The organism is Frateuria terrea, from assembly GCF_900115705.1.
In the GTDB taxonomy this organism is placed as follows: domain Bacteria; phylum Pseudomonadota; class Gammaproteobacteria; order Xanthomonadales; family Rhodanobacteraceae; genus Frateuria_A; species Frateuria_A terrea.
On the sequence record NZ_FOXL01000005.1, the window covers coordinates 447,590 to 473,811 of the forward strand.

A 26,222-nucleotide genomic window follows, 5' to 3' on the forward strand; every position below is an offset into this window, starting at 1 on the left:
TTTCGTGATCGCCTTGGCGACTTTCCGGGTGGGGCGACCACCACCCTCCCCGGCAGATGACCGCGCAGCCTTTCTGGGGTAAATTCCTTGTCAATAAGGGGGCTTAAGGCCGGAATCTACATGTCATCCCAATTGCAACCGTCCCTGGCGGGTCTCACCGGCATGGCGCGTCGCCTGGTCTCCGAAGGCGTGCTGCCGGAGGCCGACGTCCGCAAGGCGGTCGCCGATTCAACCGCACAGAAGGCCTCGCTGGCCACCTGGCTGCTTGACCACAACCTGGTGGAGAGTTCCAGGCTCACGCAGATCGCCTCGGCCGAGTTCGGCATGCCGATGATGGACGTCAGCGCCATGGCGCCGGCGTCGATGCCGGTGAACCTCATCAGCGAGGCGCTGATGACCAAGCACCAGGCGCTGCCGCTGTTCAAGCGCGGCAAGCGCCTGTTCGTGGGCATCGCCGATCCGATGCAGTCGCACGCGCTGGACGAGATCAAGTTCCACTCCAACTGCATGGTGGAACCGATCCTGGTCGAGCGCGGCCAGCTGTCCCGTGCGATCGACGGCGCGCTGGCCAGCGCGAACGCCACCATGCCCGACATGGGCCACGACGAGTTCGACGATCTTTCGCTTGAGGCCGCCGACGAGGATGCCGCCGAAAGCACCGGTATCGACGCAACCGGCGGCGATGACGCGCCGGTAGTCAAGTTCGTCAACAAGATCCTGGTCGACGCGATCCGCCGGGGCGCCTCGGACATCCATTTCGAGCCTTTCGAGACCAACTTCCGGGTGCGCCTGCGCATGGACGGCATGCTTCGGCCGGTGGCCAATCCGCCGATGAAGATGGCCAGCCGCATCTCCTCGCGCCTGAAGGTGATGGCCGGGCTGGACATCGCCGAACGCCGTGTGCCGCAGGACGGCCGCATCAAGCTGAACCTCTCCAAGAGCCGCTCGATGGACTTCCGCGTGAGCACGCTGCCCACGCTGTTCGGCGAGAAGATCGTGCTGCGTATCCTGGACAGCTCCTCGGCCAAGCTGGGCATCGACAAGCTCGGCTACGAGGAGGAGCAGAAGAAGCTCTACCTCGACGCCATTCACAAGCCCTACGGCATGGTGCTGGTAACCGGTCCGACCGGCTCGGGCAAGACGGTTTCGCTCTACACGGCGCTGAACATCCTCAACACCCCCGAACGCAACATCTCCACGGTCGAGGATCCGGTGGAAATCCGCGTCGAGGGCATCAACCAGGTCCAGCAGAACGTCAAGCGCGGCATGACCTTCGCCGCGGCACTGCGCTCGTTCCTGCGCCAGGACCCCGATGTGATCATGGTGGGCGAGATCCGCGACCTGGAAACCGCCGAGATCGGCATCAAGGCCGCGCAGACCGGCCACATGGTTTTGTCCACCCTGCACACCAACGATGCGCCGCAGACCATCGCGCGGCTGATGAACATGGGCATCCCGCCCTACTCCATCACCTCTTCGGTGACGCTGGTGATCGCCCAGCGCCTGGCCCGTCGCCTGCATGACTGCAAGAAGCCCCAGCACCTGCCGCCACACGTGCTGCTCGCTGCCGGATTCAGTCAGGGAGACATCGACGCCGGCCTGACTCTCTACGAGGCAGTCGGCTGCGAACACTGCAACGAGGGCTACAAGGGCCGCGTGGGCATTTATCAGGTCATGCCGATGACCGAGGAGATCCAGCAGATCGTGCTCCAGGGGGGCAATGCGCTGCAGATCGGCGAGGTCGCGCGCAAGATCGGCGTCAACGACCTGCGTGCTTCGGCGCTGCTTAAAGTCAAGGCGGGGGTCACCAGCCTGGCCGAGATCGACCGTGTCACCAAGGACTAGCGTAGGTTGTACCGCGCCGCACGGCCGTACCAGCCGCGCCCTGCGGGGCAATTGCCGGATACTGTGTGAAGTTGCGCGGAACGCCACGAAATAATCCGCCACATCTGGCATAAGCTGCACTGACGACCGGCCATGCAAGGCGGTCGCGGATCGAACCACCGGGGGAATCGGGCATGGCTACGGCTAACGCAATCGCCAAGAACGCGCGTGAACTGGGCGCCCAGCGCGCCGAGGTCAGCAGGCTGACCCTGTACGACTGGGTCGCGCTGGACAAGCGCGGCAAGGTCATGAAGGGCGAAATGCCGGCGAAGAACGCCTCGCTGGTCAAGGCCGAACTGCGCCGCCAGGGCATGAACCCGCAGACCGTGCGCGAGAAGGCCAAGCCGCTGTTCGGCGCGACCGGAAAGACGGTCAAGCCGGGGGATGTGGCGGTCTTCAGCCGTCAGATCGCCACCATGATGGCGTCCGGCGTACCGATGGTGCAGTCCTTCGAGATCATCGCCGGCGGACAGAGGAACGTCCGCTTCAAGAACATGCTGCTCGACGTCAAGCAGGGCATCGAAGGCGGTGCTTCGCTGCACGAGGCTCTCGGCAAGTACCCTGTGCAGTTCGACGAGCTGTACCGCAACCTGGTGCGCGCCGGCGAATCGGCGGGCGTGCTCGACACGGTGCTGGACACGGTGGCGACCTACAAGGAACGCACCGAGAGCATCAAGAAGAAGATCAAGAAGGCGCTGTTCTATCCCGCGATGGTGCTGGCCGTGGTGTTCCTGGTCACCATGATCATGCTGCTGTTCGTCGTGCCGGTGTTCGCGCAGACGTTCAAGGACGCCGGCGCCGAGCTGCCGGCACCGACCCAGTTCGTGCTCAGCGCTTCGAATTTCATGGTGCACTATTGGTGGATAGTGATCGGCATCGTGTTCGGTTCGATCAGCGGCATCATTGCGGGCAAGAAACGTTCGCTCAAGTTTGCCCACTTCCTGGACCGTGTCTCGTTGCGGATGCCGGTCATGGGCAACATCCTGCGCCAGTCGGCGATCGCCCGCTTCGCGCGCACCCTCGGCGTGACTTTCCGCGCCGGCGTGCCACTGGTGGAGGCGCTCGACGCGGTGGCCGGGGCGACCGGCAGCGTGACCTATGGCGACGCGGTCAAACGCATGCGCGATGACATCGCGGTAGGCCACCAGCTCCAGCTGGCCATGAAGCAGACCGGCCTGTTCCCGAACATGGTCGTGCAGATGACCGCCATCGGCGAGGAATCCGGCGCGCTCGACAACATGCTGTTCAAGGTGGCCGAGTTCTACGAGGAAGAAGTGAACACTGCCGTGGACACGCTCTCTACCCTGCTCGAACCGTTGATCATGGTGGTTCTGGGCGTGCTGGTGGGTGGCATGGTGGTCTCGCTGTACCTGCCGATCTTCAAGCTGGCCGGGACGGTATAAGTGCGTCATCCCTGATCGCCTCAGTAGGTTTGCCTGCTGCAGAGTGGTAGAACACGCTACTGATTGGCATCGAAAGCGGCCATCCATGACCGCACTATTCAACAAGTGCGGTCGCATCCTGAACCCTGGAGTGCGCTTTCGCGGAGCCGGAAGCGATCATCCCGCGACCGTGCTCTTCACTGGACAAGGCATGCTCGAACTACCGGTTTGGCTGTGGATCACCTTCGCCGGCATGCTCGGCCTGCTGGTAGGCAGCTTCCTCAACGTGGTGATTCTGCGCCTGCCCGCGCGGCTCGAGGCGCAGTGGAGGCGCGAGGCGCAGGAGGAACTGGCGCTGCAGGCGTCCGACGCGCCACTGCCGCCAGGTATCGTGCGCGAGCCTTCGCATTGCCCGCACTGCAAGCACCCGCTGTCGGCAGCCGACAACATTCCGCTGTTCGGCTGGCTTCTGCTTCGGGGCCGATGCCGTTATTGCCACGCGCCTATCTCGCTCCAGTATCCGCTCGTCGAACTGCTCTGCGGCGTGCTGAGCGTGGCGGTGGTATGGAAGTTCGGGCCGGGCTGGACGGCGCTGGCGGGCCTGGTGTTCACCTGGATGCTGATCGCGCTGGCGGGCATCGACTTGCGCACCCAGCTACTGCCCGACCAGCTCACCCTCCCGCTGCTGTGGCTTGGCCTGCTGCTGTCATTGCTGCCGATGTACGTACTGCCGGCGCCGGCGATCCTGGGCGCGGCGCTGGGTTATCTCAGCCTGTGGAGCGTGTACTGGCTGTTCAAGCTGCTCACCGGCAAGGAAGGCATGGGCTATGGCGACTTCAAGTTGCTGGCAGCCCTGGGCGCGTGGATGGGACCGGGCGCGCTGCTGCCGGTGGTGCTTCTGTCTTCGCTGGTGGGCGCGATCATCGGCGGGCTGCTGATCGTGATGCGCAAGCACGGCCGCGAGGTACCGATGCCGTTTGGCCCGTTCATCGCCATGGCCGGCTGGATCTGGTTCATCGCCGGTGAGCCGTTGCTGCAGGGCTATCTGCACCTGACCGGGCTGCGATGAAGCAGCACGTCGCCCGTGCCATCGGCCTGACCGGCGGCATCGCGGCCGGCAAGACCGCGGTGGCGCGCCGCTTCGAGGCGCTGGGCGTGCCGGTGCATGATGCCGACGTAGCCGCCCGGGTCGTGGTCGAACCAGGCAGCGAAGGCCTCGCGGCGATCGTCGACACCTTCGGGCAGGGGGTGCTCGATGCGCATGGCCGGCTGGACCGCGCGGCCATGCGCCGTCGCGTGTTTGCCGATGGCGAGGCCAAGCGCCAGCTTGAAGCCATCATCCATCCGCGTGTGCGCGAATGGCTCCGCCAGCATGCGCTGGCCGAAACCGCGCCCTATTGTCTGCTGGCCATTCCGCTACTGGTGGAGAACATCGACCATTACCGATGGCTTGACCGCATCCTCCTGGTAGACGTGCCCGAGGCGGTACAGCTCGAACGCCTGATCGCCCGCGACGGTATCGACCGCGCACTGGCCGAACGCATGTTGGCGCAGCAGGCCAGTCGCGCCGAGCGGCTGGCACTGGCCGACGACGTCATCGACAACAGCAGCAGCGAAGCGGCGCTGGACGCCCACGTGCAGGCGCTGCATCGGCGCTATCTGGCACTGGCAGCGGAGCGGTAAAGCTACGAGCTTCCCGTAGCTTGCCGAAGAAATCCGCAAGGCCCGAGGGTCGTGGGTAGGTGCTACGAAACCTGCCCGGCAACGGCCGCGAGCAAGGCGCGCAGTATTTCCCGATCCGCCGGAGCCAGCAACGACTCCGGAACATCCTGCAGCCGCAGCCATTGCAAGGCCTGCCCTTCCATCGACCGCGGCGATCCGCGCCATCGCCCGACGCGCCACGCGTCCAGCAGCAGGGCGTGCTCGCCGTAGCTCCAGGGCACCTGGATCAGCGGCGCGGCATGAGCCGGTTCGACCTGGATATCCAGTTCCTCGTGCAGTTCGCGGGCCAGGCCGGCAGCTGGAGTTTCATGGGGTTCCAACTTGCCGCCGGGGAACTCCCACATTCCTGCCAGGTGCTTGCCGGGCGGCCGTTGCGCGAGCAGCACGCGGCCGACCGGATCGAGCAGCACGCCGGCCATCACATGCATCGTGGCAGCCAACGGCTCAGGCTTCGCGGACGTACTCGACCATGTCGAAGCTGTACGCGTGCTCGGCATCGACCTTGTGATGGGTCCGTGCGACCTCGGTCCAGTCGCGCAGGTGGATGCCCGGGAAGAACGTGTCCGCGCCCTCGACGGCCGCGCTGACCCAGGTCAGGTACATGCGCCGGGCGAACGGCAGCGCTGCGGCATAGACCTGGCCGCCGCCGATCACCATCAGGCCGGTCCCACCTGCGCGCGCCTGCGCTTCCTCCAGCGAACGCACGGCCACCTGCCCGGGAAACGGTGCCTCGTGGCGGCGCGAGAGCACCAGGTTGTGCCGGTCCGGCAGGGCTCGTCCGATCGCCACCGCGGTGTTGTAGCCCATCAGCACGTACTTGCCGAGCGTCAACTGCTTGAACCAGCGCAGGTCGTCCGGCAGGTGCCAGGGCAGCTGCCCCTTGCGGCCGATGGCGAAGTTCTCATCCAGCGCGGCGATCAACGAAATGGACATCGGGGCTCCAGGGATGGGTGGATGGTGCTGCCGCCTGGGCCCGTGAGGGTCCGCCGGCCATGCTCACATCCATTGTAGCCATTCGGGCGGCGGCGGAGGCGACGGTGACGGCTCCGCGGAGGATTCCGCGCTCGGTTCGTTCCTACCGGTGCCTGCGCGTGAGTGCGATGGCTGCAAATGGACGCGGCGAAGCCCGACGCCTGACCTGCGGGCACGCATGACGGGCGCGCTTGAGGTTCGAACCGTTGGACCGCTCAAGGGGAGGGCTGGAACGGCGCCGTATCGGACTCGTCCGCGCCTGTAGGCGCACCACGCTCGTCGTCGTAGATCGCCACGTGGGCCACGCCGTCGCCACCGATCCAGCCGCGATACATGCCGTCGGTATTGAACGGCATGGCAATGTTGCCCCTGGCATCCAGCGCGATGGCACCGCCATTGCCGCCCATCGAGGGGATTTCCTGGTTGATCACCTCCGCCGCGGCCCGCTCCAGCGGCACATGCATCAGCGATACGCGCATGCAGATCGCGTGCGCCGCCACCGTGCGGAGGTAGAACTCTCCCCAGCCGGTACCTGACACCGCGCAATCGGCATTGGCGTAAGTGCCCGCGCCGATGATCGGCGAGTCCCCTACCCTGCCCCAGCGTTTGTCGGTCATGCCGCCGGTGGAGGTGCCGGCGGCCAGGTGACCCCGCGCATCCAGCGCCACCGCGCCGACGGTGCCGAAGTGCTTGGCCGTTTCGATGTCTGAATGCGGCTTGCCCTCACGGTCTTCCTTCAGCGCCTTCTGCAGTTGCTGCCAGCGCTGTTCGGTGCGGAAGTAGGAAGGATCGACCAGCGAGATGCCCGCCTCCTTCGCAAATGCCTCGGCTCCCTGGCCGATCAACATCACGTGCTGGGATTTCTCCATCACCGCGCGCGCCAGCAGGATCGGGTTCTTCACCCGCTCCACCCCCGCCACCGCGCCGGCGCGCAACGTACTGCCGTCCATGATGGCCGCATCCAGCTCGTTGCGCCCGTCGTGGGTGAATACCGCACCCCTGCCCGCGTTGAAGTTGGGATCGTCCTCCAGCACCGTGAGCGCCGCGGTAATGCCATCCAATGCCGGCTTGCCCGCCTTGAGTTGGGCATAGCCGCTCTGCAGGGCGCGCGCCAGCGCGGCGCGCACCTGGTTTTCCCGGGCGTGGTCCAAGTTGCGCTTGATGACGCCCGACCCGCCGTGGATGACCAGCACGGGCGTGGTGGAGGCATGGCTCATGGTGGCGACCCCCATCTCCAGGATGGCCAGGGCGGCCAAGGCGGCGAACACGCGCAGCGGCTTCACTTGGATGTCTCCCGGCAATAGCTTGGGAGTATAGCCAGCCGCCCCATCCCCCAGCAGGCGCGACCGCTGCCGCAGGCCCGCTTACGACCTGGGTTCGAAACGAACGCGCCGGCTGTCGAAAACCGCGCGCAAGCCGTCCACGTTGGCCACCATCTGCATCGCCGACGTCGCCGGCACCTGCTGGAAGTCGAGCGTCACCTGGCGCTGGTCGATCGCTTGCGGATTGACCAGCACGAAACCGGCCGTCGTGGCGATCCAGCCGGCCACCTGGCGCGCAGCCGTGCCCTGGACCTTCATGGTGATCGGCGCATCCACGGCGCCCTTGGCAGCCGTGGCGCTCGCCGGGCAGCCTGGCCGCGGCGTGATTTCCAGAGCGTATTGCCGGCCGGCGCCTGGCAGCTTGCCAGACACCCGCAGCGGCTGCCCGAGCATTCCTTCCAGATGATCCTGGGTTGGCGTGGCGCCGTCCTCCCCGCGCACCGCCAGCTCGATGCGCACGCGCCGGCTTGCCGTGGCTCGCGTAACAGCATCCAGCGTGATGCCCTGGGTCTCCAGCGTGGCCGCCTGGCCCGGCCGCATGCAAAGCGCAACCTTGAGCTGTTGAGCATGGGTCGCCTGGGCATCGTCGCGGGCCAGCGTGAGCCCGATGTCGAGCTGATACTGCTCGGCCGCGGCAACTGGCCGTTGCGCCTGCGGTGGCATCGGCGCGCTGGCCGCATAGACCGTGCCGGCAAGCGCAACGGCGATGGACAGGCTGGCGAGGCCGCCGAGGCGACGACGGGTAGAACCGTGCGAGGGCAACTTCAGCATGGCGATACGCTCCGTAAGTGGGTGGCGGGACGACCAACTGCAGCCGACCGGCAACGCCTGCCTGGCGGTCGGGGTTTTCAACATCGCCTGGGCGTAGCTGCGACGGCAGCCGTTGCGCTCGCGCAACACCGCGGCGTCGCAGGCCAGCTCCTGGTCGTGGCGCAGCGCCGCGAGTGCCCACCAGGCCAGCGGGTGGAACCACAGCAGCGAGACCAGCAGCTGCGCCAGCAAGCTCCACCAGCCGTCGCGGCGGCGCGCATGCATGGCCTCGTGGGCGAGGATCAGTGCCTGCTCCTCATCTGTGTAGCGGAGCGCGAAATCAGCCGGCACCACGATGCGCGGAAACCACGCTCCGACCAGCGCCGGCCCGGTCGCTACGCCGGTGGCACGCAGCACCGGCCACGGCAGCGCCAGGCCTTTGAGCCGGGTGGCGCCACGCAGACCCCGGCGATAGCCCGCCTGCGCTACGGCCGCCCGTACCAGGCTGGTGGCTGCGCCCAGTAGCCAGATCCAGCGCAGCACATCGGCCGGGTCCATGCCCGGGCTGTACGCGGGCGACCAGTGGTCGGTGGCCGCTATCGCGATCCACGCCACGCCCGAGAGGCCGCCTCCGCCGGTGATCGGCGTGTGGGGCAGCTGGCTGGCGAGCATCGCCAGCGGCGGCAACACCCACAGCAGGAAAGCGTTGCCGGCGCCGAACCAGCGCCGGCACGGCCGCCGCAGCACCGCGACGCAGGCGAGCGCACCGGTGCAGACCAGGAGCAGCAGCACCACGGCGCCGGACCCGGCCAGCGCCTCAGTGCTCATCGTCCAGCTCCTCCAGCAGCCGGCGCAGCTCGGCGATGTCTTTCTTCGACAGCTTGCGTTGCTCGGAGAAGTGCGCCACCAGCGGCGCCACGCGGCCACCGAACAGGCGGTCGAGCAGCCCCTTGCTCTCCTGGGATACGTATTTCTCGCGGCTGAGCAGGGGCGTGTAGAGGTAGCGGCGGCCGTCGCGTTCGGCCTTGATCGCCTTCTTCTTCAGCAGGCGGTTGAGCAGGGACTTGACGGTACCTTCCTGCCAGCCCTGGCGCGGGGCGACCTCGGCCAGGATGTCCTCGGCGGTGCGTGGGGCCCCCTGCCAGAGGCATTCCATGATTGCGGACTCGGCTTCGCTGATCGTCATCGCTCGTCCATTTACAACTGTAAACGATAAAAAAGGTTTACACACGTAAACAATATGGTCAAGTACCAAGGCGGGCAGGCAACGATGCTGGCCATGGCCAGGTTACGGAAACACGGGAGGTCGGTCCTGCGCATTCCCTCCCTGCCGTTCACGCCCGCCGCGACTGCCAGCAGGGCGACCGGGCGAACGGGCTTGCGACCTTGGTACGACGCGGGCGGCGGGCGTCCGTCGTATCCTTGGCAGCTGACTCTCCACCGGAAGGCACTGCGATGGACAAGGTGTATGCAAGCGCGAAGGCGGCTCTCGACGGCCTGCTGTTCGACGACATGACGATCGCCGCCGGCGGTTTCGGCCTGTGCGGCATCCCTGAGAACCTGATCGGCGCGCTGCTGGAAGCCGGCACCAAAGGCTTGACCATCGTCGGCAACAACGCCGGCGTGGACGACTTCGGCATGGGCCCACTGCTCAAGACCCATCAGGTCAAGCGCGTGTACGCCTCGTACGTGGGCGAGAACAAGGAGTTCGAGCGGCAGGTGCTGTCGGGCGAGCTGGAACTGCACCTGACGCCGCAGGGCACGCTGGCCGAGAAGCTGCGTGCCGGCGGCGCCGGCATTCCTGGCTTCTACACGCGTACCGCGTTCGGCACCAAGCTCGCCGAGGGCAAGGAAACCAGGGCCTTCGACGGCAAGGAATACGTGCTGGAGGAAGCCATCCACGCCGACGTCTCGATCGTCAAGGCGTGGAAAGGCGACCGCCTGGGCAATCTGGTGTTCCGCGAGACGGCGCGCAACTTCAACCCGATGATTGCCACCTGCGGCAAGGTCTGTGTGGCCGAGGTCGAGCACCTGGTCGAGGTGGGCGAGCTCGATCCGAACAATGTCCACGTGCCGGGCATCTACGTCGACCGTATCGTGCAGGGCGAGAAGTATGAGAAACGCATCGAGTTCCGCACCATCGCCGGCGCCAACACCGGGAAGGAAAATCCCACCCGCACGGCCATGGCCCGGCGCGCGGCGAAGGAACTGCGCGACGGCTTCTACGTGAACCTGGGCATCGGCATCCCGACCCTGGTCGCCAACTACATTCCCGGGGGCATGGACGTGATCCTGCAGTCGGAGAACGGCCTGCTCGGCATCGGCCCGTTCCCGACCGAGGAGCAGATCGACCCGGACCTGATCAACGCGGGCAAGCAGACCATCACCACCCTGCCCGGCTCGGCCTTCTTCTCCAGCGCCGATTCGTTCGCGATGATCCGCGGCGGGCACATCGACCTGTCGATCCTGGGCGGCCTGGAGGTTTCCTGTACCGGCGACTTGGCCAACTGGATGGTGCCGGGCAAGATGGTCAAGGGGCCGGGCGGTGCGATGGACCTGGTCAGTGGCGTCAAGCGCGTGGTGGTGCTGATGGAACACACCGCGAAGGACGGCTCGCCGAAGATCAAGTCGCAGTGCGACCTGCCGTTGACCGGCAAGGAAGTGGTCGACCTGATCATCACCGACCTGTGCGTGTTCGAGGTCGAGAAGGGCAAGGGACTGACGCTGGTCGAGATCAACGAAGGCGTGACGCTGGACGAGGTCAGGGCCAAGACTGGTTGCGGGTTCGCCGTGTCACCCTCGCTGAAGGGCTGAGCACGCCTCGATCAGGCCGCGCGGGAGCCCTGGGCGCTCCCGCCGGGGGCCTGGCGCCGGAGACTTCCGCTCAGGCCGGCAACGTCTCGGGAAAGCGGATGCTGGCGATGTGCTCGCTGCCATCGCGGGTCTGCAGCTCCAGCGGCCAGCGGAAGCGTTCGCTGATGCGCTGGGCGATGGCCAGTTCGAAACCGTGTCGGTCGATCGCCGGCGTGGTATCCACCCGGTTGGATACGGCCACCGCACCGGGCAGCACGGTGATCACGATGGAGCCATGGTCGGCCTGCTGGCTGGCGTTGCGGATCAGCTGCCAGCACAACACCATGAATACGCGCGGCGAGGCATGCAGCGCGAAGCGTGCCGGCTCCTCCAGCTTGAGGTCGACCGAACGTCCCTCGAGCATCTGACGCAGGTCGTCCATGCCCCGGTGCAACACGTCGTTGACGACGAATTCCTCCTCGCCCGCGCCGACGTCCGACTCGCGCGCCAGGATAAGCAGCGCCTCGATCAGCGCCTCCATCTCGCGGGTCGCGCGCTGGATCCGCTTGACCGAACGCACGCCGAACTTGCTGAGCTCGGACTCGTCCGAAAGCATGTCGGCGGACATCTTGATCACCGTGAGCGGACTACGCAGCTCGTGGCTCGCGTCACGGGTGAAGTTGCGCTCGCGCAGGTTGTAACCGGCAATGCGGCTGGCGAAACCGTGCAGCCCGCGCGCGAGCGAGACCACGTCCGCATCGGCTTGCCCGGGCAACCGTGTGGGCGCAAGCGCGTCGAGGTCAGGCTGCTCGTCCCAGGCATCGACCACCCGCGCAAGCCGGCCGACCGGCCGCCACGCTCGCCGGGCCGCCAGCCAGGCCAGTGCACTGAGCACGACGATCAGCACCAGGACCGCTGCCGGTGGCGCCACGTCGTACATCCCCAGCGTGACGCAGAGGACCACGCCGAGCAGCTGCAGGCCAAAGATGAGCGCGAGCCGGCGGTGGAATCCGCCAGCCCGTCTCTGTACTTTGCCCTGCTCCCTTGGCAATCCCCTGTCCATGCCTGTCGTTGCGATGCTCACCCCGCTCGATCAGGCGGTGGCCGTCGCCACTTCCGTTTCAAGATCGGCAAGGCGGTAGCCCGCCGAATGAATCGTGTGCAGCAACGGGCGGTCGAACGGCTTGTCGATCACGCGACGCAGGTTGTACAGATGCGAGCGCAGGGTGTCCGAGTCCGGGAGGGTGTCACCCCAGATCTCGCGCTCGATGTCGCGCCGGCTGACTACGCGGGGCGATTCGCGCATCAGGATGGCCAGCAGCTTCAGGCCGATCGGCGACACGGTGAGTTCCTGCCCGCTGCGGGTCAGCCGCAACGTGGCGGTGTCCAGCGTCATGTCGCCGACGGTCAGCACCTCGGAGGACACCTGGCGGCGATCCCGACGAATCAGCGCGCGCAGGCGTGCCTCGAGTTCGCGGACCTCGAACGGCTTGACCAGGTAGTCGTCAGCGCCGGCCTCAAGGCCGATGAGCTTGTCCTCGAGCGTGTCGCGCGCGGTCAGCATCAGCACCGGGGTGGATTTCTTGGCGTCCTTGCGCAGCTTGCGGCAGACGTCCAGGCCATCCATGCCCGGCAGCATCAGGTCCAGCACGATGACGTCGTAACTGTTGGAGACCGCCAAGTGCAGGCCGCTGACACCGTCGGCGGCATAGTCCACCGAGTAACCCCGGCGCTCCAGGAATTCCCCAACCATTTCAGCAATTTGCCGATTGCCCTCGACCAGCAGGATCAAGCCGGACTGTTCATCTCGCAGGCTCATGGTCCCTCCATTGCGGGTGTTCACAAATGTGAAGAGCTAACGATGGGCCGGGTGAGAGCAACGTGAATTTTCGAAGGCGCGATTCAAAATGTGTTCTGGCGCCCACTCGGCCGCTGCGGTGAAACCCCTCTACTGCAGCAATGGAACCAGCTTCGACCATACCGTCGAAAACACCACCGGTTCGCCCGCAGCCGTGGGATGCAGGCCGTCATCCTGCATGCGCGAGGGATCCAGCGCGACGCCCTCCAACAGGAAGGGCACCAGCGCGGTCTGCTTGCGCCGTGCAAGGTCGGCATAGACCGCGCGAAGGGCGTCCCGGTAGCGCGGGCCATAGTTCACCGGCAACTCGATGCCGAGCAACAGCACCTTGGCATGCGCCTGCCGGGCCATGTCGATCATCGCTGCGAGGTTGTCTTTCATCGCATCCAGCGGAAGTCCGCGCAGGCCGTCGTTGGCGCCCAGTTCCAGCACCAGCACCGCCGGCCGGTAGGTCTTGAGCAGTCCGGGCAGATGACGGCGGCCGCTCAGCGTCGTTTCGCCGCTGATGCTGGCATTGACCACGCGCCAGGGCGGCTCCATCTTGCCCAGACGCAATTCCAGCAGATGTACCCAGCCCGCGTCCGCGGCAATGTTGTGCGCGGCCGAGAGTGAATCACCCAGTACCAGCACCGTCTTCGGCGTGGCCGCCTGCGAGGCGCCACTCCAGCCGATCAACAGCACCGTCAGCAGCCCAAGGAATCGACGCATGAGCGAACCTTCCCAACCTCTTCTGGAGGCCCGCGATGTTAGCAAGACCGTCCGCGGCCCCGAGGGGAGGCTGGACATCCTCGCCGGCGTGAGCCTTGCGGTGCACGCGGGCGAGAGTTTCGCCATCGTCGGCGCCTCGGGTTCGGGCAAGACGACCCTGCTTGGCCTGCTGGCCGGGCTGGACGTGCCCAGCGCGGGCTCCATCCACCTGGGCGGGCATGCGCTGGAGGCGATGGACGAGGAAGCCCGTGCGGACCTGCGCCGGCGGATGGTGGGCTTCGTCTTCCAGTCCTTCCACCTGCTGCCCGCGCTCACCGCCGAGGAAAACGTGATGCTGCCGCTGGAGCTGGAAGGCCGCGACGACGCGCGCGCCCGCGCGCATGAAGCCCTCGAGGCGGTCGGCCTGGGTGCGCGCCGGCGCCACCATCCCGCGCAGCTTTCCGGCGGCGAGCAGCAGCGCGTGGCAATCGCACGCGCCTATGTACACGGCCCGCACGTGCTGTTCGCCGACGAACCCACCGGCAACCTCGACCAGCGCACCGGCCGGCACGTCGCCGACCTGCTGTTCGCGCTCAACCGCGACCACCGCACCACGCTGGTTCTGGTCACCCATGACGCCACGCTCGCCGCCCGTTGCTCACGTGGCGTCGAGCTGATCGAAGGGCGGCTCGCCGCGCCGGCGGTCGCCCCATGATCGGCCAGCCGCGCGCAGGGAACGCCGCATGAAGCTGCTCCGCCTCGCCCTGCGTACCCTGCGCCGCGAGTGGCACCTGGCCGAACTGCGCACGCTCGCCGCCTCGCTGCTGCTGGCCGTGGTCGCCCTCGGCGTGGTGGCGACGCTTGCCAGCCGAGTCGAGCGCGGCCTGCTCGCCAGCGCCGCGGAACTGATCGGTGGCGACGCCGGGCTGTCCGCGCCACAGGCGCTGCCCCAGGCCTATGCAGACGAGGCCCGCCGGCGGGAACTGGCGGTAACCCGCAGTGCCCGCTTTCCCAGCGTGGCCTTCGCCGGAGAACGCGGCCAGCTACTCGACGTCGATGCCGTCGATCGCGCCTGGCCGCTGCGCGGCGTGCTGGAGCTGGCAGCCCACGGCAGTTCCACGATCGGTCACGGCCCGGCTCCCGGCACCGTCTATCTGGACCACCGTGCACTGGTCGCCCTTGGCCTAGCGGTAGGCCAACGCGTGCAGGTTGGAGGCCAGCAACTCACCATCGCCGCGGAACTGGTACGCGAACCCGACGGTGGCGAACTGGTGGCGATGGCGCCGCGCGCGGTGATGAACCTGGCCGATGCGCAGCGCGCAGGCCTGCTCGGCGTGGGTAGTCGCGCGGGGCACCAGCTGCTGGTCGCCGGTGCACCCGCCGCGGTCGATGGCTGGCTCGCCTGGGCCAAGGCCCACCCGCTGCCGCAGGGCGCCAGGCTCGTCACCACGGAACAGACCCAGGAGCGCATGCGTAGTGCGTTCGACCGTGCCGGCGCCTTCCTGCGCCTGACCGCGCTGCTGTCGGCGCTGCTCGCGGGCGTGGCGATCGCGCTGGCCGCGCAACGGTATGCGCGGCGCAAGACGCCGGAAATCGCCCTGCTGCGCGCGTTGGGCACCGCACGCGGACGCGTGATCGGGCTGCTGGTGGCGACACTGGCCGCCCTTGCAGTCCCGATGGCATTGCTCGGCGTACTGCTTGCCTTGGGTGTGGCTGAGGGCGCATGGCGCCTTGCCGGCACGCAGCTCGTCCACGTACCCACCACCCTGCCTCTGCTTCCAGCCCTGGGGGCGGCGGCCATGGGGCTTGCGGTGCTTGCCGGCTTCGCGTTGCCGCCCTTGGCGCGGCTGGCCGAGGTACCGCCGGTTGCGGTGTTCCGGGCGAGCATGGTGCGCCGCATGCGCCGGGTGGACACGCTCTACCTGGTGCCCGCGCTCGTCGCGCTGGCGTTGATCTGGAGCCAGAGCGGCTCGGCGAAGCTCGCCGGCATCCTTGCCGCCAGCCTGCTCGGCGTGGCGGTGGTCGCCGCGTTGCTCGCGCTGTTGCTGCTATGGCTGGCCCGGCGCATCGCACCCGGCGCGCATCCGGCCCTGCGGCTGGGCCTGGCCGCGTTGGCGCGGCGGCGGGCCTTGAGCACGGTGCAGGCCACCGCACTGAGCCTGGGCCTGGTCGCGCTGCTGCTGCTCGCGGTGGTTGCACCGGCGCTACTGGATGGCTGGCGTCGCGAGTTACCGGCGGACACACCCAACTGGTTTGCGCTCAACCTGCAGGACGATCAGCGCGCGGACTTCACCCAACGACTCCAGCAGCTGGGGGCACGCGAGCTCAACATGCTGCCGCTGGCGATGGGCAAGCTCACCTCAATCAACGGCACGCCGGTCGACCGCCTGCATTTCGCCGACCCGCGCGCGAAGGATTGGGTCGATCGTCAGCTGCGCCTGTCCTGGACCGGGACGCTGCCGCCCTCCAACCGCGTGATCGCCGGCCAGTGGGTGGGGGCGCAGCCACCGCGTGCGGAGGTCTCGATCGATACCATGTGGCGCGACATGTTCGGGCTGAAGCTCGGCGACCGCATGCGCTTCGACGTGGGCGAGGGCACGCTGGACGCCACCGTGGCAAGCGTGCGCCAGGTCGACTGGAGTTCATTCCGGGTCAACTTCTTCCTGCTGCTGGACCCGGCCCATGCGAGCGGATTGCCGCATACCTGGCTGGCCAGTTTCTACCTGCCGCGCGGGCACGCCGAAGCGCTGGCCCAGCTGTCGCGCGACTACGGTAACCTGAGCCTGGTCGACGTCGATGCACTGCTCGACCGGGTGCGCGAGATCGTCGGGCAGGTTGGCGGCGCCGTGCGCTGGGTGCTCGCCTTCAGCCTGCTCGCCGGTGCGCTGGTGCTGGCCGCGGCGCTGGCCACCAGCGCGGCCGAACGCCGGCATGAGGCCGCGCTGCTGCGCACGCTGGGCGCACGCCGCGGACAGCTGCGGCTGGCGGCGGCCTGCGAGTTCGCCCTGCTGGGCCTGATTGCCGGCCTCACCTCCGCGCTGGGCGCCGCCGGCGCAGGCTGGTGGCTGGGCCGCGCCGTGTTCCGTCTGGACGGGTTCATGCCGCCCCTGGCGCCGCTGGCAGGCGCCGCGTTGCTTTCCGCCGTCGTGATCATGCTGCTGGGCCTGGCCGGTACCCGGCGGGTCACACGCACCTCGCCGATGCGGCTGTTGCGGGAGCAGTGAATCGATCCCAGACTGGCGCCTTCTCACGGAGGGCACCTGCATGGGCAACGACCAGAAACCCGCATCCGACCCGAACCGCCGCGACATGGCTTCCGGCCTGAGCGTGGGCATGGGCTCTGGCATCGCCATTGGCGTCGGCATAGGCCTGGCACTGCACAATCTCGCGCTCGGCATCGCCATCGGCATCGTCATGGGCGCAGGCCTGGGCAATTGCATCGGTGCAGCACGCATCCGCGCACGCAAGCGCAAGGATCCGCCGCAGCAAGGCTGACCGCTTTGGCGGATGTCTGGAGGAAACCGTGTACACGCTTTACTACTCACCCGGCAGCGCCAGCATGGTGGTGCACCTGGCGCTGCTGGAAGCCGGCGCGCCGCATGAACTGGAGCTGGTCGACCTCGACGCCGGCGCGCAGCGGGCGGCGGCTTACCTCAAGCTCAACCCGCGCGGCGTGGTGCCGACCCTGGTGGTCGATGGCCAGCCATGGGCCGAGTCGGCCGCGCTGCTGATGCTGCTGGCCGAGCGACATCCGGACTCGCCGCTGGCCCCGCCGCCAGGCACGCCCGAGCGGGCGGCCTGGTACCAGTGGATCGTCTATCTCAGCAACACGCTGATGTCCGCCTTCCGTCTATGGTTCTACCCCCAGGACCTGGACGACACGCCGGCCGTGCGCGCGGCGCTGCAGCGGCGGATCGAGGGCGTGTGGGATTTCCTCGATGCAAACCTGGCCGCGCAAGGGCCCTACCTCCTGGGCGAGCGCTTTTCCGGCGCCGACCTGCTGCTGACCATGCTAATGCGCTGGTCGCGCAACATGCCGCGTCCGGCTACCGGGTGGCCCGCGCTCAAGCGGCTGGCGGACCTGGTGCGCGCGCGCCGGAGCTGGCAGCGCCTGTACGAGGTCGAAGGCCTGCGCGAGTGGTAGCGCTGCCGAAGTACGGCCGATGACCGCACGCCGCTGGAAGGAACGGCTCAAGGCAGAATGGCTGCTGCTGGCCTTCACCCTGCTCACGCTGGTGCTGGGATGGGTCGACCCGCAACCCGCGGCATCCTGGCAGCGTTGGCTGCAGGCGCCGACGCTGGCCGGCCTGGCCGGCCTGATGATCGCAATCCAGGGCATCCGCGACAGTGCGCTGGTACAGCACGCCGCCGCCGCGCTGGCCGCGCGCACCCACTCTTTGCGGACGCTGGGACTGCTTCTGGTCGCTTCCGCCGCGCTGTTGTCCATGATCCTGACCAACGACGTCAGCCTGTTCGTGCTGGTGCCGCTGACGGTGGCCATCGGCGGCCTTTCCAACCTGCCGGTACTGCGCATGGTGGTGCTGGAGGCGCTCGCGGTGAACGCCGGCTCGACACTCAGCCCGATCGGCAACCCGCAGAACCTCTTGCTGTGGCAGCACGGGCAGTTGCCGTTCCTGAGCTTCGCCTGGGCCCTGCTCCCGGCGGCCGCGGTGATGTTCGTACTGGTGGCGATGCTGGCCTGGGCCTGGATTCCACGCGAACGGGTGACGCTGGCGCCCGATACGCTGGACCACCAACCCGTGGCCGCCGGCCTGGCGATCCTGTCGGTCGCGATGCTGGTAGCGATGGTGATGTCGATGGAATATGGCCACGCGGCTTACGGCGCGGGCCTGTTGCTGCTGGTGTTCGCGCTGGGATCGCCGCGCAGCCTGGCGCGGGTGGATTGGCTGCTGTTGCTCACCTTCGTCGCGATCTTCCTCGGGCTGGGCCACCTGGCCGAGCTGCCGCAGGTGCAGGCGGGGCTGGATCGGCTGGATCTGGGCAGTCCGCTCAGGCTCTACCTGGCCGGTATCCTGGCCTCGCAGGTGATCAGCAACGTGCCGGCGACGGTGCTGCTGCTGGAGCGGGCGCACGACCCCATCGCACTGGCCGTAGCGGTGAACGTGGGCGGCTTCGGCGTGGCGATCGGCTCACTGGCCAATCTCATCGCGCTGCGGCTGGCACGCCAGCCGCACGGCTTGCGTGAGCTGCACCGGGTGTCGATCCCGTTCCTGCTGGTGTGCGCGCCGCTGGTGTACCTGGCGTGGCGTTGGCTGGGCTAAGGAGCGGCCCCTTCCGCAAAGCGGAGCTCCTGCGGGAACGCGGCTGTGCGCGACGAGGTGTCACGATGGTCGCGCACAGCGGCGCTTCTACCGGATTCAATCGTCGTCGCGCGGCACGTCCACCTTGCCCTTGACGCCGCTGTGGCTCACATCGCCGCTGCCCTTGGCGCCGACGCTGAGGTCACCGCCCACCCCGTCGACGTCGAGGTCGCCCGAGCCCAGCGATTCGGCACGCACGCTGCCGCGCACGTCGCGCAGGCGCACGTCGCCCGAGCCGATGCTGCCCACCCGGGCATCGCCGTTCACGCCGGTGACGTTGAGATCCCCCGAACCGACCGAGCCGGCCTCCAGGCTGCCCACGTCGTTCGCCTCGATGTCGCCGGATCCGACGCTGGTGGCGAAACGGCCCGACACGTTGCGCACGTGCAGGTCGCCCGAGCCGACGTGGCTGTCCAGCGCGCGCACGCCGCTGACCTCGGCATCGCCCGAGCCGACGTCCACCGACAGTGGCAGGCTGGCTGGCATCTGCACGGTCACCTCCAGCTCGGTATCGCCGCCGCCGAACAGCTGGAAGCCGCGCCCGTCGCCGAGCCCGAGAATCAGCTGGTCGCCCTCGCGGCGCTGGGTGACCACCAGACGGTCGAGCAGGTCGCGGTCGGAAGCGCAGGCGCGGCCGGTCACGTCGAGCTTGCGCGCGTCGGTGCGACCGGTCACGTGCAGGTCGTAGCTGTTGACCTCGATCTGCACGGCGCGCACGCCGGCCAGGTCCAGGCTCATGTTGCGCGGCGCCTCAAAGGCACAGCGGTCGGCGGCATGCCCGGCGAGCGGCACGAGCAACAGCAGGGAAGCAAGGATGGGACGCATGAGAACTCCGCTTGGCTGAATGGACTCCCCTAGGATGCATCCGGCGCACGCAGGGTTGAAGTCAACCCGGCGAACGGGGTCGCGTTTTCCGGAACACCCGTCCGACGGAGTCCGTCATGGCACCACGCATCCTGCTCGCCCCCGCCCTCGCCCTGCTGCTAGCCTGTCCCCTGGCCATGGCGCAAGACGCTCCATCCACGTCGCCGGGGCGCACCCTGCCCGCGCCCGACCACGCCTCCATGCGCCATCGCATGCACCGCATGCACATGGAGCGCGGCCCTGGCTCGGGCGCGATGTCCGACCTGCATGCGCTGGAGCGCCTGTATCGCAAGGCCGGGCGCGAGAAGGACCTGGCCGGTATCTACAACGAGGTTTTGTCCAAGTCGCAGGATCCGCACCTGCGCACCTACGCCTACCACCGCCTCGCCCGCCTGCAGGCGCAGCCGGCCAATGTCGACCAGGCCATCGCCACACTGCGCAAGAGCCTGTCGGAGAATCTCGCCAACGAGGCGAAGATGCGTGCCGACCGCGAGCGCATGCGGGCGCAATGGCAGCAGTCGGAGAGGCCGGCGGCACGCTGAGTCGCTGGAGGTCCGCAAGGTGACCTTGGCCCACCTTGCGGAAATACCGGTGCGCCCTTTCGCGCGAGGACGTCGGTGGCCGAGGCCGACCTAGGTCATTCTTCGCGCTTGGCCTGCCGCCAGAGCGCTTCCTGCTCTTCCAGGCTTCGTTCGATCAGCGGACGGCCTTCGGCGGCGGCCAGCGCTTCCATCGCGCGGAAGCGGCGCTCGAACTTGGCGTTGGCACGGCGCAATGCGCGCGAAAAATCGACGCCCGCATGGCGGGCCAGGTTGGCGGTGACGAACAGCACGTCGCCCAACTCGTCCTCCAGCCGCTCGGCGGCCGCGCCGCGCTCGAACTCGACGCGGACCTCCTCCACTTCCTCGGCCAGCTTGTCCAGCATCGGCCCGGCTTCACGCCACTCGAAGCCGACGCTCGCGGCGCGCTGCTGCAGCTTGGCAGCACGCTTCCATTCGGGCAGGCCGCGGGAGACGCCGGCCAGGGCGCTGGCATCGTGTGCCTCGCCGCGGCGGACGCGTTCGGCTGCCTTGATCGCTTCCCAGGCGCGCGTCTGCGCTGCCACGTCCTCGTAGCGTTCTTCGCCGAAGACGTGCGGGTGGCGCCGGCGCATCTTGTCGGCGATCGCGTGGGCGACGTCGGCGAAGTCGAACAGACCCTGCTCGCTGGCCATCTGTGCGTGGAACACCACTTGCAGCAACAGGTCGCCCAGCTCGTCGCGCAGGTCGTCGAAGTCACCACGATCGATCGCATCGGCGACTTCGTAGGCTTCCTCGATGGTGTAGGGCGCGATCGAGGCGAAATCCTGCTGCACGTCCCACGGGCAGCCGCGCTCGGGATCACGCAGGCGCGCCATGATCGCAAGCAGGTCCTCCAGCGTGTGGCGCGCCGCCACGCTCAAGCCGGCCGTGCCCTGCCCAGTCGCGCCTTCCAGTCCACCCCGCGATCGCCCACGGCGAGGAACTCGGGATTGAGCACCGACTCCTCCGTGTTGTAGCGCAGCGGCTCGCCGGCCAGGTCCAGTACCGCGCCGCCGGCCTGTTCCAACACGCATTGCGCGGCCGCCGTGTCCCATTCGCTGGTCGGCCCCAGCCGCAGGTAGAGGTCGGCCACGGCGCGGGCGATCAGGCAGAACTTCAGCGAGGAGCCCATCGGGAACGGCTGGTAGGGCGTGCCCAACAGCGTGCCCAGGAATTCGTGCGTGTCGTTGCCGTGCGAGCGGCTGCCGGCGACCACCGCGGGTGCGGCCAGCGTGCGTACGCCGATCGGCTGCCACTGGCCGCCGGCGTGCTGCTGCAGCCACGCGCCCTGGCCATCGGCCGCCGCGTAAAGCTCGCCGGTGACCGGCGCCAGCACCACGCCAAGCACCGGGCGATGGCCCTCGATGAGCGCGATGTTGACGGTGAACTCGCCGTTGCGCTTGACGAACTCGCGCGTGCCGTCGAGCGGGTCGACCAGCCAGTAGCGCGACCACGTGCGGCGCTGCTCCCACGGAGCGGCGCGCGCCTCCTCCGACAGCACCGGCACGTCCGGCGCAATGCGCGCCAGGCCCGCGGCGATCACGCGCTGCGCCGCCAGGTCGGCAGCGGTGAGCGGCGAGGCATCCTCCTTGTGCTCCACCGCGAACTCGTCGCGATAGATGGCGAGGATGGCGGTGCCGGCCTCGCGCGCGATCGCGCCCACCTCGCCCAGCAGGCCGGTTTCCGGTGCCACCGCGCTCATGGCTGGAACCGCCCGGCCAGGTATTCGCGCGCCATGAAGAGCGCAGCGATCGAGCGCCCTTCGGTCACGTCGTCACGGCCGATCAAGGCATGCAGTTCGGAAAGCTTCCATGGCACCACGTCCAACTCCTCCGGTTCGTCGCCGGGCAGGCGTTCGGGGTATAGGTCCTGCGCCAGCACCACATGCGCCATGTGCGTCATGTAGCCGGGCGAGAGCGACAGGTTGTGCAGGATTTTCAGGCGGTTCGCGCCGTAGCCGATTTCTTCCTTCAGCTCGCGGTCGGCTCCCTGCTCGGCGGTCTCGTCCTGGTCGAGCCGGCCCTTGGGCAGCGAGAGCTCGTAACGACCCACGCCCGCGCCGTATTCGCGCACCAGCAGTACGGTGTCGTCATCGAGCATCGGCACGATGATTACCGCACCCAGGCCACTGGCGCGCAGCCGCTCGTAGGTGCGCTTCTCGCCGTTGGAGAACTCCAGGTCCAGTTGCTCGACGCGCAGGAAACGGCTGTCGACGCACTCGCGGGTGGCATGGATGATCGGTGGCTTGCGCATCGGGCAATTCTAGCCCGCCCGCGCATGATGCATGCGTGCAAGCGCCTGCGTGTGGATCGCCGGCACGCCGGCCAGCACGCTGCCCGTTTCCAGGGTCGGCGGCCGGCCATCCAGGTCGGTAAATACGCCGCCGGCCTCGCGCACGATCACCGCCAGCGCGGCGACATCGAGGATGTTCACGTCCGACTCGACGACCAGATCCAGCCCACCGCGCGCGAGCAGGTGGTAGTGGCAGAAATCGCCATAGCCTCGGATGCGGCTGCTGTCGCGGATCAGCGCGCCGAGCGCATCCCAGCGCGCATCGGCGGTGAGCGTCTTGACGTTGCCGATGGAAACCGATGCCTGGGACATCGCCTCGGTCCCAGCCACCCGCACGCGCTCGCCATCGAGCCAGGCACCCGCGCCGGCGCGTGCCCACATCGTCTCGCCGTAGACCGGCGCGCTGGAGACGCCCAGCACCAGTTGGCCGCGATCCATCAGTGCGATCTGCGTGGAGAAGAACGGCGTGCGCCGCACGAAGCTCTTGGTGCCGTCGAGTGGATCGACCAGCCACAACAGGCCGTCGCACGCCCCTTCCAGGCCATATTCCTCGCCGAAGATCGCCGCCTGCGGCAGCGCCGTGGCCAGCACGGCGCGGATCGCCTGTTCGGCTTCGCGGTCGGCGGCGGTGACGGGCGTAGCGTCGGCCTTCCATTCGACCGCCACGCCACGGTTCCAGTAGTGGCGGATGATCTCGGCCGCCGCCGCGGCAGCCTCGCGGGCGGCGGACAGGGCGTGTTCGGCGTCGTAACTCATCGGGTGGTTTCCGGTGTGGCGGCGGCAAGCCCGTTGCGGCGGTGCAGATGGACCGAACCGTCCGCGTCCGGCCGCCCCAGGCGGGCCAGCCAGCGGCGCAGCGCCGGGTCGGCGGTGCGCGGTTGCAGCAGCAGGTCCAGGCGCCAGCCGAGCGGGCTGGCCTGCCATTGGCCTTCGACGTGCAGCGGTCCCTTGCCTTGGTCGTGGAGTTCCCCGTGCAGCACACCATTGGCGCCATCCAGGGTCATCACCCAATCTCCCAGCCCGACGGCTTGCGCAGGCGTCTGCATCGCCGCGTCGCCCCACTGCGCCCGGCCATCCAGTTCGACCGGCCAGTTCGCCTGCAGCACGACACGCTGCAGCGTGGCCGTCAGCGTGCCCTGCGGCGAGCCCAGCGAGGTGTCGAGCCGGGGCGCCCAGGTCGCCAGGTCACTGCGCAGCGCCACGTCGCTCCAGACCGGCCGTCCCTGCGCGTCGCGTTGCAGGCGGCCGCGCGCGGCAAGCATCGGTCCGTCGAAGGCAAGCTGCAGGTCCAGCCGTCCCCACAGCGCGCGGCGCGAGAGCCGCCAGTGCACGGCGCCCAGGGAACGGCCATCCGGGCCACGCAGCTGCTCCGCCGCACCGTCCCAGACGAGCCCATGCACGCGCTCGAGCCTCACCCCATGCAATCGCGATTGCACGAACGGCGCCGCCCAGCGCGCCGGCAGGAACAGCACCAGCAGCACGACGAGCAGCAACACGATGGCAACCGAGAGCCAGGCGGCGCGCGAGCGTTTCACCCCGATCCTTGAACTTGAGCGGCCATGCCGCAACGCCGATCATAGCCGGATGAGCCTTCCCTCCTCCGATGCGCCGGCCCTCGCCGGCAACGCCGCGCTGGCCGCGCGCGACCTCAGGCACGTGTGGCACCCCTGCACGCAGATGCACGACCACGAGAGCATCCCGATGGTGCCGATCGTGCGCGGCGAAGGGGCCTGGCTCATCGACGCGGACGGACGACGCTACCTGGACGGCGTGAGCTCGTGGTGGACCAACCTGTTCGGACACGCCAACCCGCGCCTGGCCGCGGCGCTGGCCGATCAGGCGCAACGACTGGAGCACGTGATCTTCGCCGGCTTCACCCACGAACCGGCGATCGAGCTGGCCGAGGAGCTGGTGCGGATCACGCCGCCGGGGCTCGATCGCGTGTTCTTTGCCGACAACGGCTCAGCGGCGGTCGAAGTGGCGCTGAAGATGAGCTTCCACTATTGGCTCAACCGCGGCCACGGCGAGAAGACGCGCTTCATCGCGCTCACCGGCAGCTACCACGGCGAGACGCTGGGCGCGCTGTCGGTCAGCGACGTGGCGCTGTACCGCAAGACCTACGCGCCCTTGCTGCTGACGCCGATCCTGGCGCCCTCGCCGGACGCCTACGAGGGCGAGCCGGGCGAGACGCCGGCGCAGGTCGCCGCGCGCCGGCTGGTCGCGTTGCGCGCCCTGCTCGAACGGCATGCGCACGAGACCTGCGCGGTGATCGTCGAGCCGCTGGTGCAGTGCGCCGGCGGCATGCGCATGTACCACCCCGACTACCTTGCCGGCCTGCGCCGCCTGTGCGACGAATTCGAGGTCCACTTCATCGCGGACGAAATCGCGGTGGGCTTCGGCCGAACCGGCACGTTGTTCGCCTGCGAGCAGGCAGCGGTCGCACCGGACTTCATGTGCCTGTCCAAGGGACTGACCGGCGGCACGCTGCCCTTGTCCGCCGTGCTCACCACCGAGGCCGTGTACGCGGCGTTCTACGCCGAATACAGCGCCGGCAAGGCGTTCCTGCACTCGCACAGCTATACCGGCAACCCGCTGGCCTGCCGGGTGGCGCTGGAGACGCTGGCGATCTTCCGCGACGAGCCCGTGCTGGAGCGCAACCGCGCCCTGGCTGGGCACTTGGCGCAGCGACTGGTTCCGCTGCGCGACCACCGGCACGTGGCCGACGTGCGCCAGACCGGCATGATCGCCGCCGTCGAACTGGTCGCCGACAAGTGCAGCCGTACGCCCTGGCCCGCGGCCGAGCGGCGCGGCATGCGGGTGTACCTGCACGGGCTGCAGCACGGGGCGCTGCTGCGGCCATTGGGCAACGTGGTGTATTTCATGCCGCCGTACGTGGTCACGACCGGCGAGATCGACCATCTGGTCGACGTGGCCGTCGCTGGCATCGAGCGGGCGGTGGCCTGATGACGGCGATGCCAGGCGCCAGTGTCCATGCGGTAGATCCGCAATCGACGCGGTAAGCTTCCGTTTTTTGCCGCCCTGTTTCCGACCTTGCGCACCATCCGCATCCATGTCGATCAACCGCTCTCGCCCGAGAGCGAGGTGAGCCTGCCGCCCCAGGCCGGCGAGCACGTGGCGCGCGTACTGCGCCTGGGCGACGGTGATCCGCTCGTGCTCTTCAACGGCGACGGCCACGACTATGCCGCCACCATCGTCCAAGCGGGCAAGCGGGAAGTACGGGTACGCATCGGGGACGTGCAGGTGGTCGCCAGGGAATCGCCGTTGCGGCTCACCCTGGCCCAGGGCGTGGCGCGCGGCGAGAAGATGGACCTGATCGTGCAGAAAGCGACCGAACTTGGCGTTGCCTGCATCGTGCCGTTGCTGACCGAACGCTCGGAGGTCCGGCTCGACCCGACCCGAGCGGAAAAGCGGTTGGCGCATTGGCGTGCGGTCGCTGCCAGCGCCTGTGAGCAAAGCGGACGCGCTCGTCTACCGAGCGTGTTGCCTGCCCGGTCGCTGGAGGCCTGGCTGGGCAGCCTGCCCCCGGACGGCGCGCTTCGCCTGGCACTGTTGCCCGAAGGCCACCAGTCATTGCGATCGCTTGCCGTCGGAGCCGCCGGCGGCCTGCTGGTGGTCGGGCCGGAAGGCGGCCTGGGGCAACGCGACGTGGCGCTCCTCCGCTCCGCCGGCTTCGACGGCCTGGCCTTGGGGCCGCGCATTCTGCGGACGGAAACCGCCGGCCTGGCGGCGTTGGCAGCGCTGCAGGCGGTGCATGGGGACATGGGTTAGGCGCAGAACGAGCCTGGTGGCCTGCG

Annotated in this window: 27 protein-coding genes; 13 read left to right on the forward strand and 14 right to left on the reverse strand. The window is 68.3% G+C overall.

Annotation, left to right across the window (positions count from 1 at the left end; genetic code table 11):
- The first annotated feature begins 120 nt into the window (after window positions 1-120).
- The 4 genes from pilB (at window position 121) to coaE (ending at window position 4,949) form a co-directional block, all read left to right on the forward strand.
- Entirely contained in the window at window positions 121-1,845 is a 1,725-nt protein-coding gene (gene pilB, locus BMZ38_RS11130) for a type IV-A pilus assembly ATPase PilB (protein WP_091337366.1), read from the forward strand.
- Window positions 1,846-2,018: 173 nt separating this feature from the next.
- The gene (locus BMZ38_RS11135; protein ID WP_091337367.1) at window positions 2,019-3,287 is read left to right on the forward strand and encodes a type II secretion system F family protein; all 1,269 of its coding nucleotides are present in this window, start codon (window positions 2,019-2,021) and stop codon (window positions 3,285-3,287) included.
- Window positions 3,288-3,477: 190 nt separating this feature from the next.
- Complete coding sequence (locus BMZ38_RS11140) at window positions 3,478-4,335, forward strand: prepilin peptidase (protein WP_091337370.1); 858 nt, start codon at window positions 3,478-3,480, stop codon at window positions 4,333-4,335.
- Window positions 4,332-4,949 (forward strand): dephospho-CoA kinase, encoded by a 618-nt coding sequence (gene coaE, locus BMZ38_RS11145; protein WP_091337373.1) that lies wholly within the window; start codon window positions 4,332-4,334, stop codon window positions 4,947-4,949. The genes BMZ38_RS11140 and coaE overlap by 4 nt, the downstream gene beginning before the upstream one ends.
- 62 nt (window positions 4,950-5,011) lie before the next feature.
- On the opposite strand, the gene BMZ38_RS11150 is transcribed toward coaE, so the two are convergent.
- From BMZ38_RS11150 to BMZ38_RS11170, 5 genes are all read right to left on the reverse strand, one after another.
- Window positions 5,012-5,407 carry a (deoxy)nucleoside triphosphate pyrophosphohydrolase gene (locus BMZ38_RS11150; protein ID WP_245747294.1) on the reverse strand — a complete coding sequence of 132 codons (396 nt, stop codon included), beginning with the start codon at window positions 5,405-5,407 and terminating at the stop codon, window positions 5,012-5,014.
- 25 nt (window positions 5,408-5,432) lie between these two features.
- Window positions 5,433-5,921, reverse strand: coding sequence for a dihydrofolate reductase (locus BMZ38_RS11155; protein WP_091337377.1), 489 nt, complete (start codon window positions 5,919-5,921; stop codon window positions 5,433-5,435).
- A 254-nt stretch (window positions 5,922-6,175) separates the two neighbouring features.
- Window positions 6,176-7,177: an isoaspartyl peptidase/L-asparaginase family protein gene (locus tag BMZ38_RS11160; RefSeq protein WP_091337504.1), complete on the reverse strand. Its 1,002-nt coding sequence runs from the start codon at window positions 7,175-7,177 to the stop codon at window positions 6,176-6,178.
- A 147-nt stretch (window positions 7,178-7,324) separates the two neighbouring features.
- Window positions 7,325-8,860 carry a M56 family metallopeptidase gene (locus tag BMZ38_RS11165; RefSeq protein ID WP_091337379.1) on the reverse strand — a complete coding sequence of 512 codons (1,536 nt, stop codon included), beginning with the start codon at window positions 8,858-8,860 and terminating at the stop codon, window positions 7,325-7,327.
- Window positions 8,850-9,218 (reverse strand): BlaI/MecI/CopY family transcriptional regulator, encoded by a 369-nt coding sequence (locus BMZ38_RS11170; protein WP_091337381.1) that lies wholly within the window; start codon window positions 9,216-9,218, stop codon window positions 8,850-8,852. The genes BMZ38_RS11165 and BMZ38_RS11170 overlap by 11 nt, the downstream gene beginning before the upstream one ends.
- A gap of 269 nt (window positions 9,219-9,487) precedes the next feature.
- On the opposite strand from BMZ38_RS11170, the gene BMZ38_RS18140 reads away from it, so the two are divergent.
- Window positions 9,488-10,846 carry a 3-oxoacid CoA-transferase subunit B gene (locus BMZ38_RS18140; RefSeq protein WP_091337383.1) on the forward strand — a complete coding sequence of 453 codons (1,359 nt, stop codon included), beginning with the start codon at window positions 9,488-9,490 and terminating at the stop codon, window positions 10,844-10,846.
- Between the two features lie 70 nt (window positions 10,847-10,916).
- On the opposite strand, the gene BMZ38_RS11180 is transcribed toward BMZ38_RS18140, so the two are convergent.
- The 3 genes from BMZ38_RS11180 to BMZ38_RS11190 all read right to left on the reverse strand — a co-directional run bounded on the left by BMZ38_RS11180 (window position 10,917) and on the right by BMZ38_RS11190 (window position 13,391).
- A complete protein-coding gene (locus BMZ38_RS11180; protein ID WP_091337385.1) occupies window positions 10,917-11,888 on the reverse strand; it encodes a sensor histidine kinase in 972 nt (323 codons plus the stop codon).
- A 30-nt stretch (window positions 11,889-11,918) separates the two neighbouring features.
- Entirely contained in the window at window positions 11,919-12,644 is a 726-nt protein-coding gene (locus tag BMZ38_RS11185) for a response regulator transcription factor (RefSeq protein ID WP_091337387.1), read from the reverse strand.
- Between the two features lie 129 nt (window positions 12,645-12,773).
- A complete protein-coding gene (locus BMZ38_RS11190; protein ID WP_091337389.1) occupies window positions 12,774-13,391 on the reverse strand; it encodes an arylesterase in 618 nt (205 codons plus the stop codon).
- Between BMZ38_RS11190 and BMZ38_RS11195 the strand changes: the two genes are divergently transcribed.
- The 5 genes from BMZ38_RS11195 to BMZ38_RS11215 are packed head-to-tail and all read left to right on the forward strand — an operon-like array spanning window position 13,390 to window position 18,652.
- On the forward strand, window positions 13,390-14,085 hold the full coding sequence (locus BMZ38_RS11195) for an ABC transporter ATP-binding protein (protein ID WP_091337391.1): 696 nt from the start codon (window positions 13,390-13,392) through the stop codon (window positions 14,083-14,085). The genes BMZ38_RS11190 and BMZ38_RS11195 overlap by 2 nt on opposite strands.
- Before the next feature lie 28 nt (window positions 14,086-14,113).
- A complete protein-coding gene (locus tag BMZ38_RS11200; RefSeq protein WP_091337393.1) occupies window positions 14,114-16,594 on the forward strand; it encodes an ABC transporter permease in 2,481 nt (826 codons plus the stop codon).
- A gap of 40 nt (window positions 16,595-16,634) precedes the next feature.
- Window positions 16,635-16,865, forward strand: coding sequence for a hypothetical protein (locus BMZ38_RS17600; RefSeq protein WP_217638759.1), 231 nt, complete (start codon window positions 16,635-16,637; stop codon window positions 16,863-16,865).
- A gap of 28 nt (window positions 16,866-16,893) precedes the next feature.
- Window positions 16,894-17,514: a glutathione S-transferase family protein gene (locus BMZ38_RS11210; protein WP_091337395.1), complete on the forward strand. Its 621-nt coding sequence runs from the start codon at window positions 16,894-16,896 to the stop codon at window positions 17,512-17,514.
- A gap of 19 nt (window positions 17,515-17,533) precedes the next feature.
- Window positions 17,534-18,652 carry an SLC13 family permease gene (locus tag BMZ38_RS11215; RefSeq protein WP_091337397.1) on the forward strand — a complete coding sequence of 373 codons (1,119 nt, stop codon included), beginning with the start codon at window positions 17,534-17,536 and terminating at the stop codon, window positions 18,650-18,652.
- A gap of 96 nt (window positions 18,653-18,748) precedes the next feature.
- On the opposite strand, the gene BMZ38_RS11220 is transcribed toward BMZ38_RS11215, so the two are convergent.
- Window positions 18,749-19,516 carry a DUF4097 family beta strand repeat-containing protein gene (locus tag BMZ38_RS11220; RefSeq protein WP_091337399.1) on the reverse strand — a complete coding sequence of 256 codons (768 nt, stop codon included), beginning with the start codon at window positions 19,514-19,516 and terminating at the stop codon, window positions 18,749-18,751.
- A 116-nt stretch (window positions 19,517-19,632) separates the two neighbouring features.
- On the opposite strand from BMZ38_RS11220, the gene BMZ38_RS11225 reads away from it, so the two are divergent.
- Complete coding sequence (locus tag BMZ38_RS11225) at window positions 19,633-20,097, forward strand: hypothetical protein (RefSeq protein WP_091337401.1); 465 nt, start codon at window positions 19,633-19,635, stop codon at window positions 20,095-20,097.
- A 95-nt stretch (window positions 20,098-20,192) separates the two neighbouring features.
- Here the strand turns inward: BMZ38_RS11225 and mazG are convergent, their stop codons facing one another.
- From mazG to BMZ38_RS11250, 5 genes are read right to left on the reverse strand one after another with little or no spacing between them, the layout of a single operon-like run.
- Complete coding sequence (gene mazG, locus BMZ38_RS11230; protein ID WP_091337404.1) at window positions 20,193-20,996, reverse strand: nucleoside triphosphate pyrophosphohydrolase; 804 nt, start codon at window positions 20,994-20,996, stop codon at window positions 20,193-20,195.
- Window positions 20,993-21,817, reverse strand: coding sequence for a 3'(2'),5'-bisphosphate nucleotidase CysQ (cysQ, locus tag BMZ38_RS11235; RefSeq protein ID WP_091337406.1), 825 nt, complete (start codon window positions 21,815-21,817; stop codon window positions 20,993-20,995). Before cysQ ends, mazG begins: the two co-directional genes overlap by 4 nt.
- Entirely contained in the window at window positions 21,814-22,368 is a 555-nt protein-coding gene (gene nudE / locus BMZ38_RS11240) for an ADP compounds hydrolase NudE (RefSeq protein WP_091337409.1), read from the reverse strand. Before nudE ends, cysQ begins: the two co-directional genes overlap by 4 nt.
- Window positions 22,369-22,377: 9 nt before the next feature.
- Complete coding sequence (locus tag BMZ38_RS11245) at window positions 22,378-23,163, reverse strand: inositol monophosphatase family protein (RefSeq protein WP_091337411.1); 786 nt, start codon at window positions 23,161-23,163, stop codon at window positions 22,378-22,380.
- The gene (locus BMZ38_RS11250) at window positions 23,160-23,942 is read right to left on the reverse strand and encodes a type II secretion system protein N (protein ID WP_175483780.1); all 783 of its coding nucleotides are present in this window, start codon (window positions 23,940-23,942) and stop codon (window positions 23,160-23,162) included. The genes BMZ38_RS11245 and BMZ38_RS11250 overlap by 4 nt, the downstream gene beginning before the upstream one ends.
- A gap of 49 nt (window positions 23,943-23,991) precedes the next feature.
- Here BMZ38_RS11250 and BMZ38_RS11255 point away from each other — a divergent pair, with 49 nt between their 5' ends.
- Both BMZ38_RS11255 and BMZ38_RS11260 read left to right on the forward strand, forming a co-directional pair.
- The gene (locus BMZ38_RS11255; protein ID WP_091337416.1) at window positions 23,992-25,371 is read left to right on the forward strand and encodes an adenosylmethionine--8-amino-7-oxononanoate transaminase; all 1,380 of its coding nucleotides are present in this window, start codon (window positions 23,992-23,994) and stop codon (window positions 25,369-25,371) included.
- 87 nt (window positions 25,372-25,458) lie between these two features.
- The gene (locus BMZ38_RS11260) at window positions 25,459-26,196 is read left to right on the forward strand and encodes a 16S rRNA (uracil(1498)-N(3))-methyltransferase (protein WP_091337419.1); all 738 of its coding nucleotides are present in this window, start codon (window positions 25,459-25,461) and stop codon (window positions 26,194-26,196) included.
- Window positions 26,197-26,222 lie beyond the last annotated feature (26 nt).

Coding starts and splice junctions, on each gene's coding strand:
- pilB (WP_091337366.1), top strand. CDS start 121: ATGTCATCCCAATTGCAACCGTCCCTGGCGGGTCTCACCGGCATGGCG.
- BMZ38_RS11135 (WP_091337367.1), top strand. CDS start 2,019: ATGGCTACGGCTAACGCAATCGCCAAGAACGCGCGTGAACTGGGCGCC.
- BMZ38_RS11140 (WP_091337370.1), top strand. CDS start 3,478: ATGCTCGAACTACCGGTTTGGCTGTGGATCACCTTCGCCGGCATGCTC.
- coaE (WP_091337373.1), top strand. CDS start 4,332: ATGAAGCAGCACGTCGCCCGTGCCATCGGCCTGACCGGCGGCATCGCG.
- BMZ38_RS11150 (WP_245747294.1), bottom strand. CDS start 5,407: ATGGCCGGCGTGCTGCTCGATCCGGTCGGCCGCGTGCTGCTCGCGCAA.
- BMZ38_RS11155 (WP_091337377.1), bottom strand. CDS start 5,921: ATGTCCATTTCGTTGATCGCCGCGCTGGATGAGAACTTCGCCATCGGC.
- BMZ38_RS11160 (WP_091337504.1), bottom strand. CDS start 7,177: ATGAGCCATGCCTCCACCACGCCCGTGCTGGTCATCCACGGCGGGTCG.
- BMZ38_RS11165 (WP_091337379.1), bottom strand. CDS start 8,860: ATGAGCACTGAGGCGCTGGCCGGGTCCGGCGCCGTGGTGCTGCTGCTC.
- BMZ38_RS11170 (WP_091337381.1), bottom strand. CDS start 9,218: ATGACGATCAGCGAAGCCGAGTCCGCAATCATGGAATGCCTCTGGCAG.
- BMZ38_RS18140 (WP_091337383.1), top strand. CDS start 9,488: ATGGACAAGGTGTATGCAAGCGCGAAGGCGGCTCTCGACGGCCTGCTG.
- BMZ38_RS11180 (WP_091337385.1), bottom strand. CDS start 11,888: ATGGACAGGGGATTGCCAAGGGAGCAGGGCAAAGTACAGAGACGGGCT.
- BMZ38_RS11185 (WP_091337387.1), bottom strand. CDS start 12,644: ATGAGCCTGCGAGATGAACAGTCCGGCTTGATCCTGCTGGTCGAGGGC.
- BMZ38_RS11195 (WP_091337391.1), top strand. CDS start 13,390: ATGAGCGAACCTTCCCAACCTCTTCTGGAGGCCCGCGATGTTAGCAAG.
- BMZ38_RS11190 (WP_091337389.1), bottom strand. CDS start 13,391: ATGCGTCGATTCCTTGGGCTGCTGACGGTGCTGTTGATCGGCTGGAGT.
- BMZ38_RS11200 (WP_091337393.1), top strand. CDS start 14,114: ATGAAGCTGCTCCGCCTCGCCCTGCGTACCCTGCGCCGCGAGTGGCAC.
- BMZ38_RS17600 (WP_217638759.1), top strand. CDS start 16,635: ATGGGCAACGACCAGAAACCCGCATCCGACCCGAACCGCCGCGACATG.
- BMZ38_RS11215 (WP_091337397.1), top strand. CDS start 17,534: ATGACCGCACGCCGCTGGAAGGAACGGCTCAAGGCAGAATGGCTGCTG.
- BMZ38_RS11220 (WP_091337399.1), bottom strand. CDS start 19,516: ATGCGTCCCATCCTTGCTTCCCTGCTGTTGCTCGTGCCGCTCGCCGGG.
- BMZ38_RS11225 (WP_091337401.1), top strand. CDS start 19,633: ATGGCACCACGCATCCTGCTCGCCCCCGCCCTCGCCCTGCTGCTAGCC.
- cysQ (WP_091337406.1), bottom strand. CDS start 21,817: ATGAGCGCGGTGGCACCGGAAACCGGCCTGCTGGGCGAGGTGGGCGCG.
- nudE (WP_091337409.1), bottom strand. CDS start 22,368: ATGCGCAAGCCACCGATCATCCATGCCACCCGCGAGTGCGTCGACAGC.
- BMZ38_RS11245 (WP_091337411.1), bottom strand. CDS start 23,163: ATGAGTTACGACGCCGAACACGCCCTGTCCGCCGCCCGCGAGGCTGCC.
- BMZ38_RS11255 (WP_091337416.1), top strand. CDS start 23,992: ATGAGCCTTCCCTCCTCCGATGCGCCGGCCCTCGCCGGCAACGCCGCG.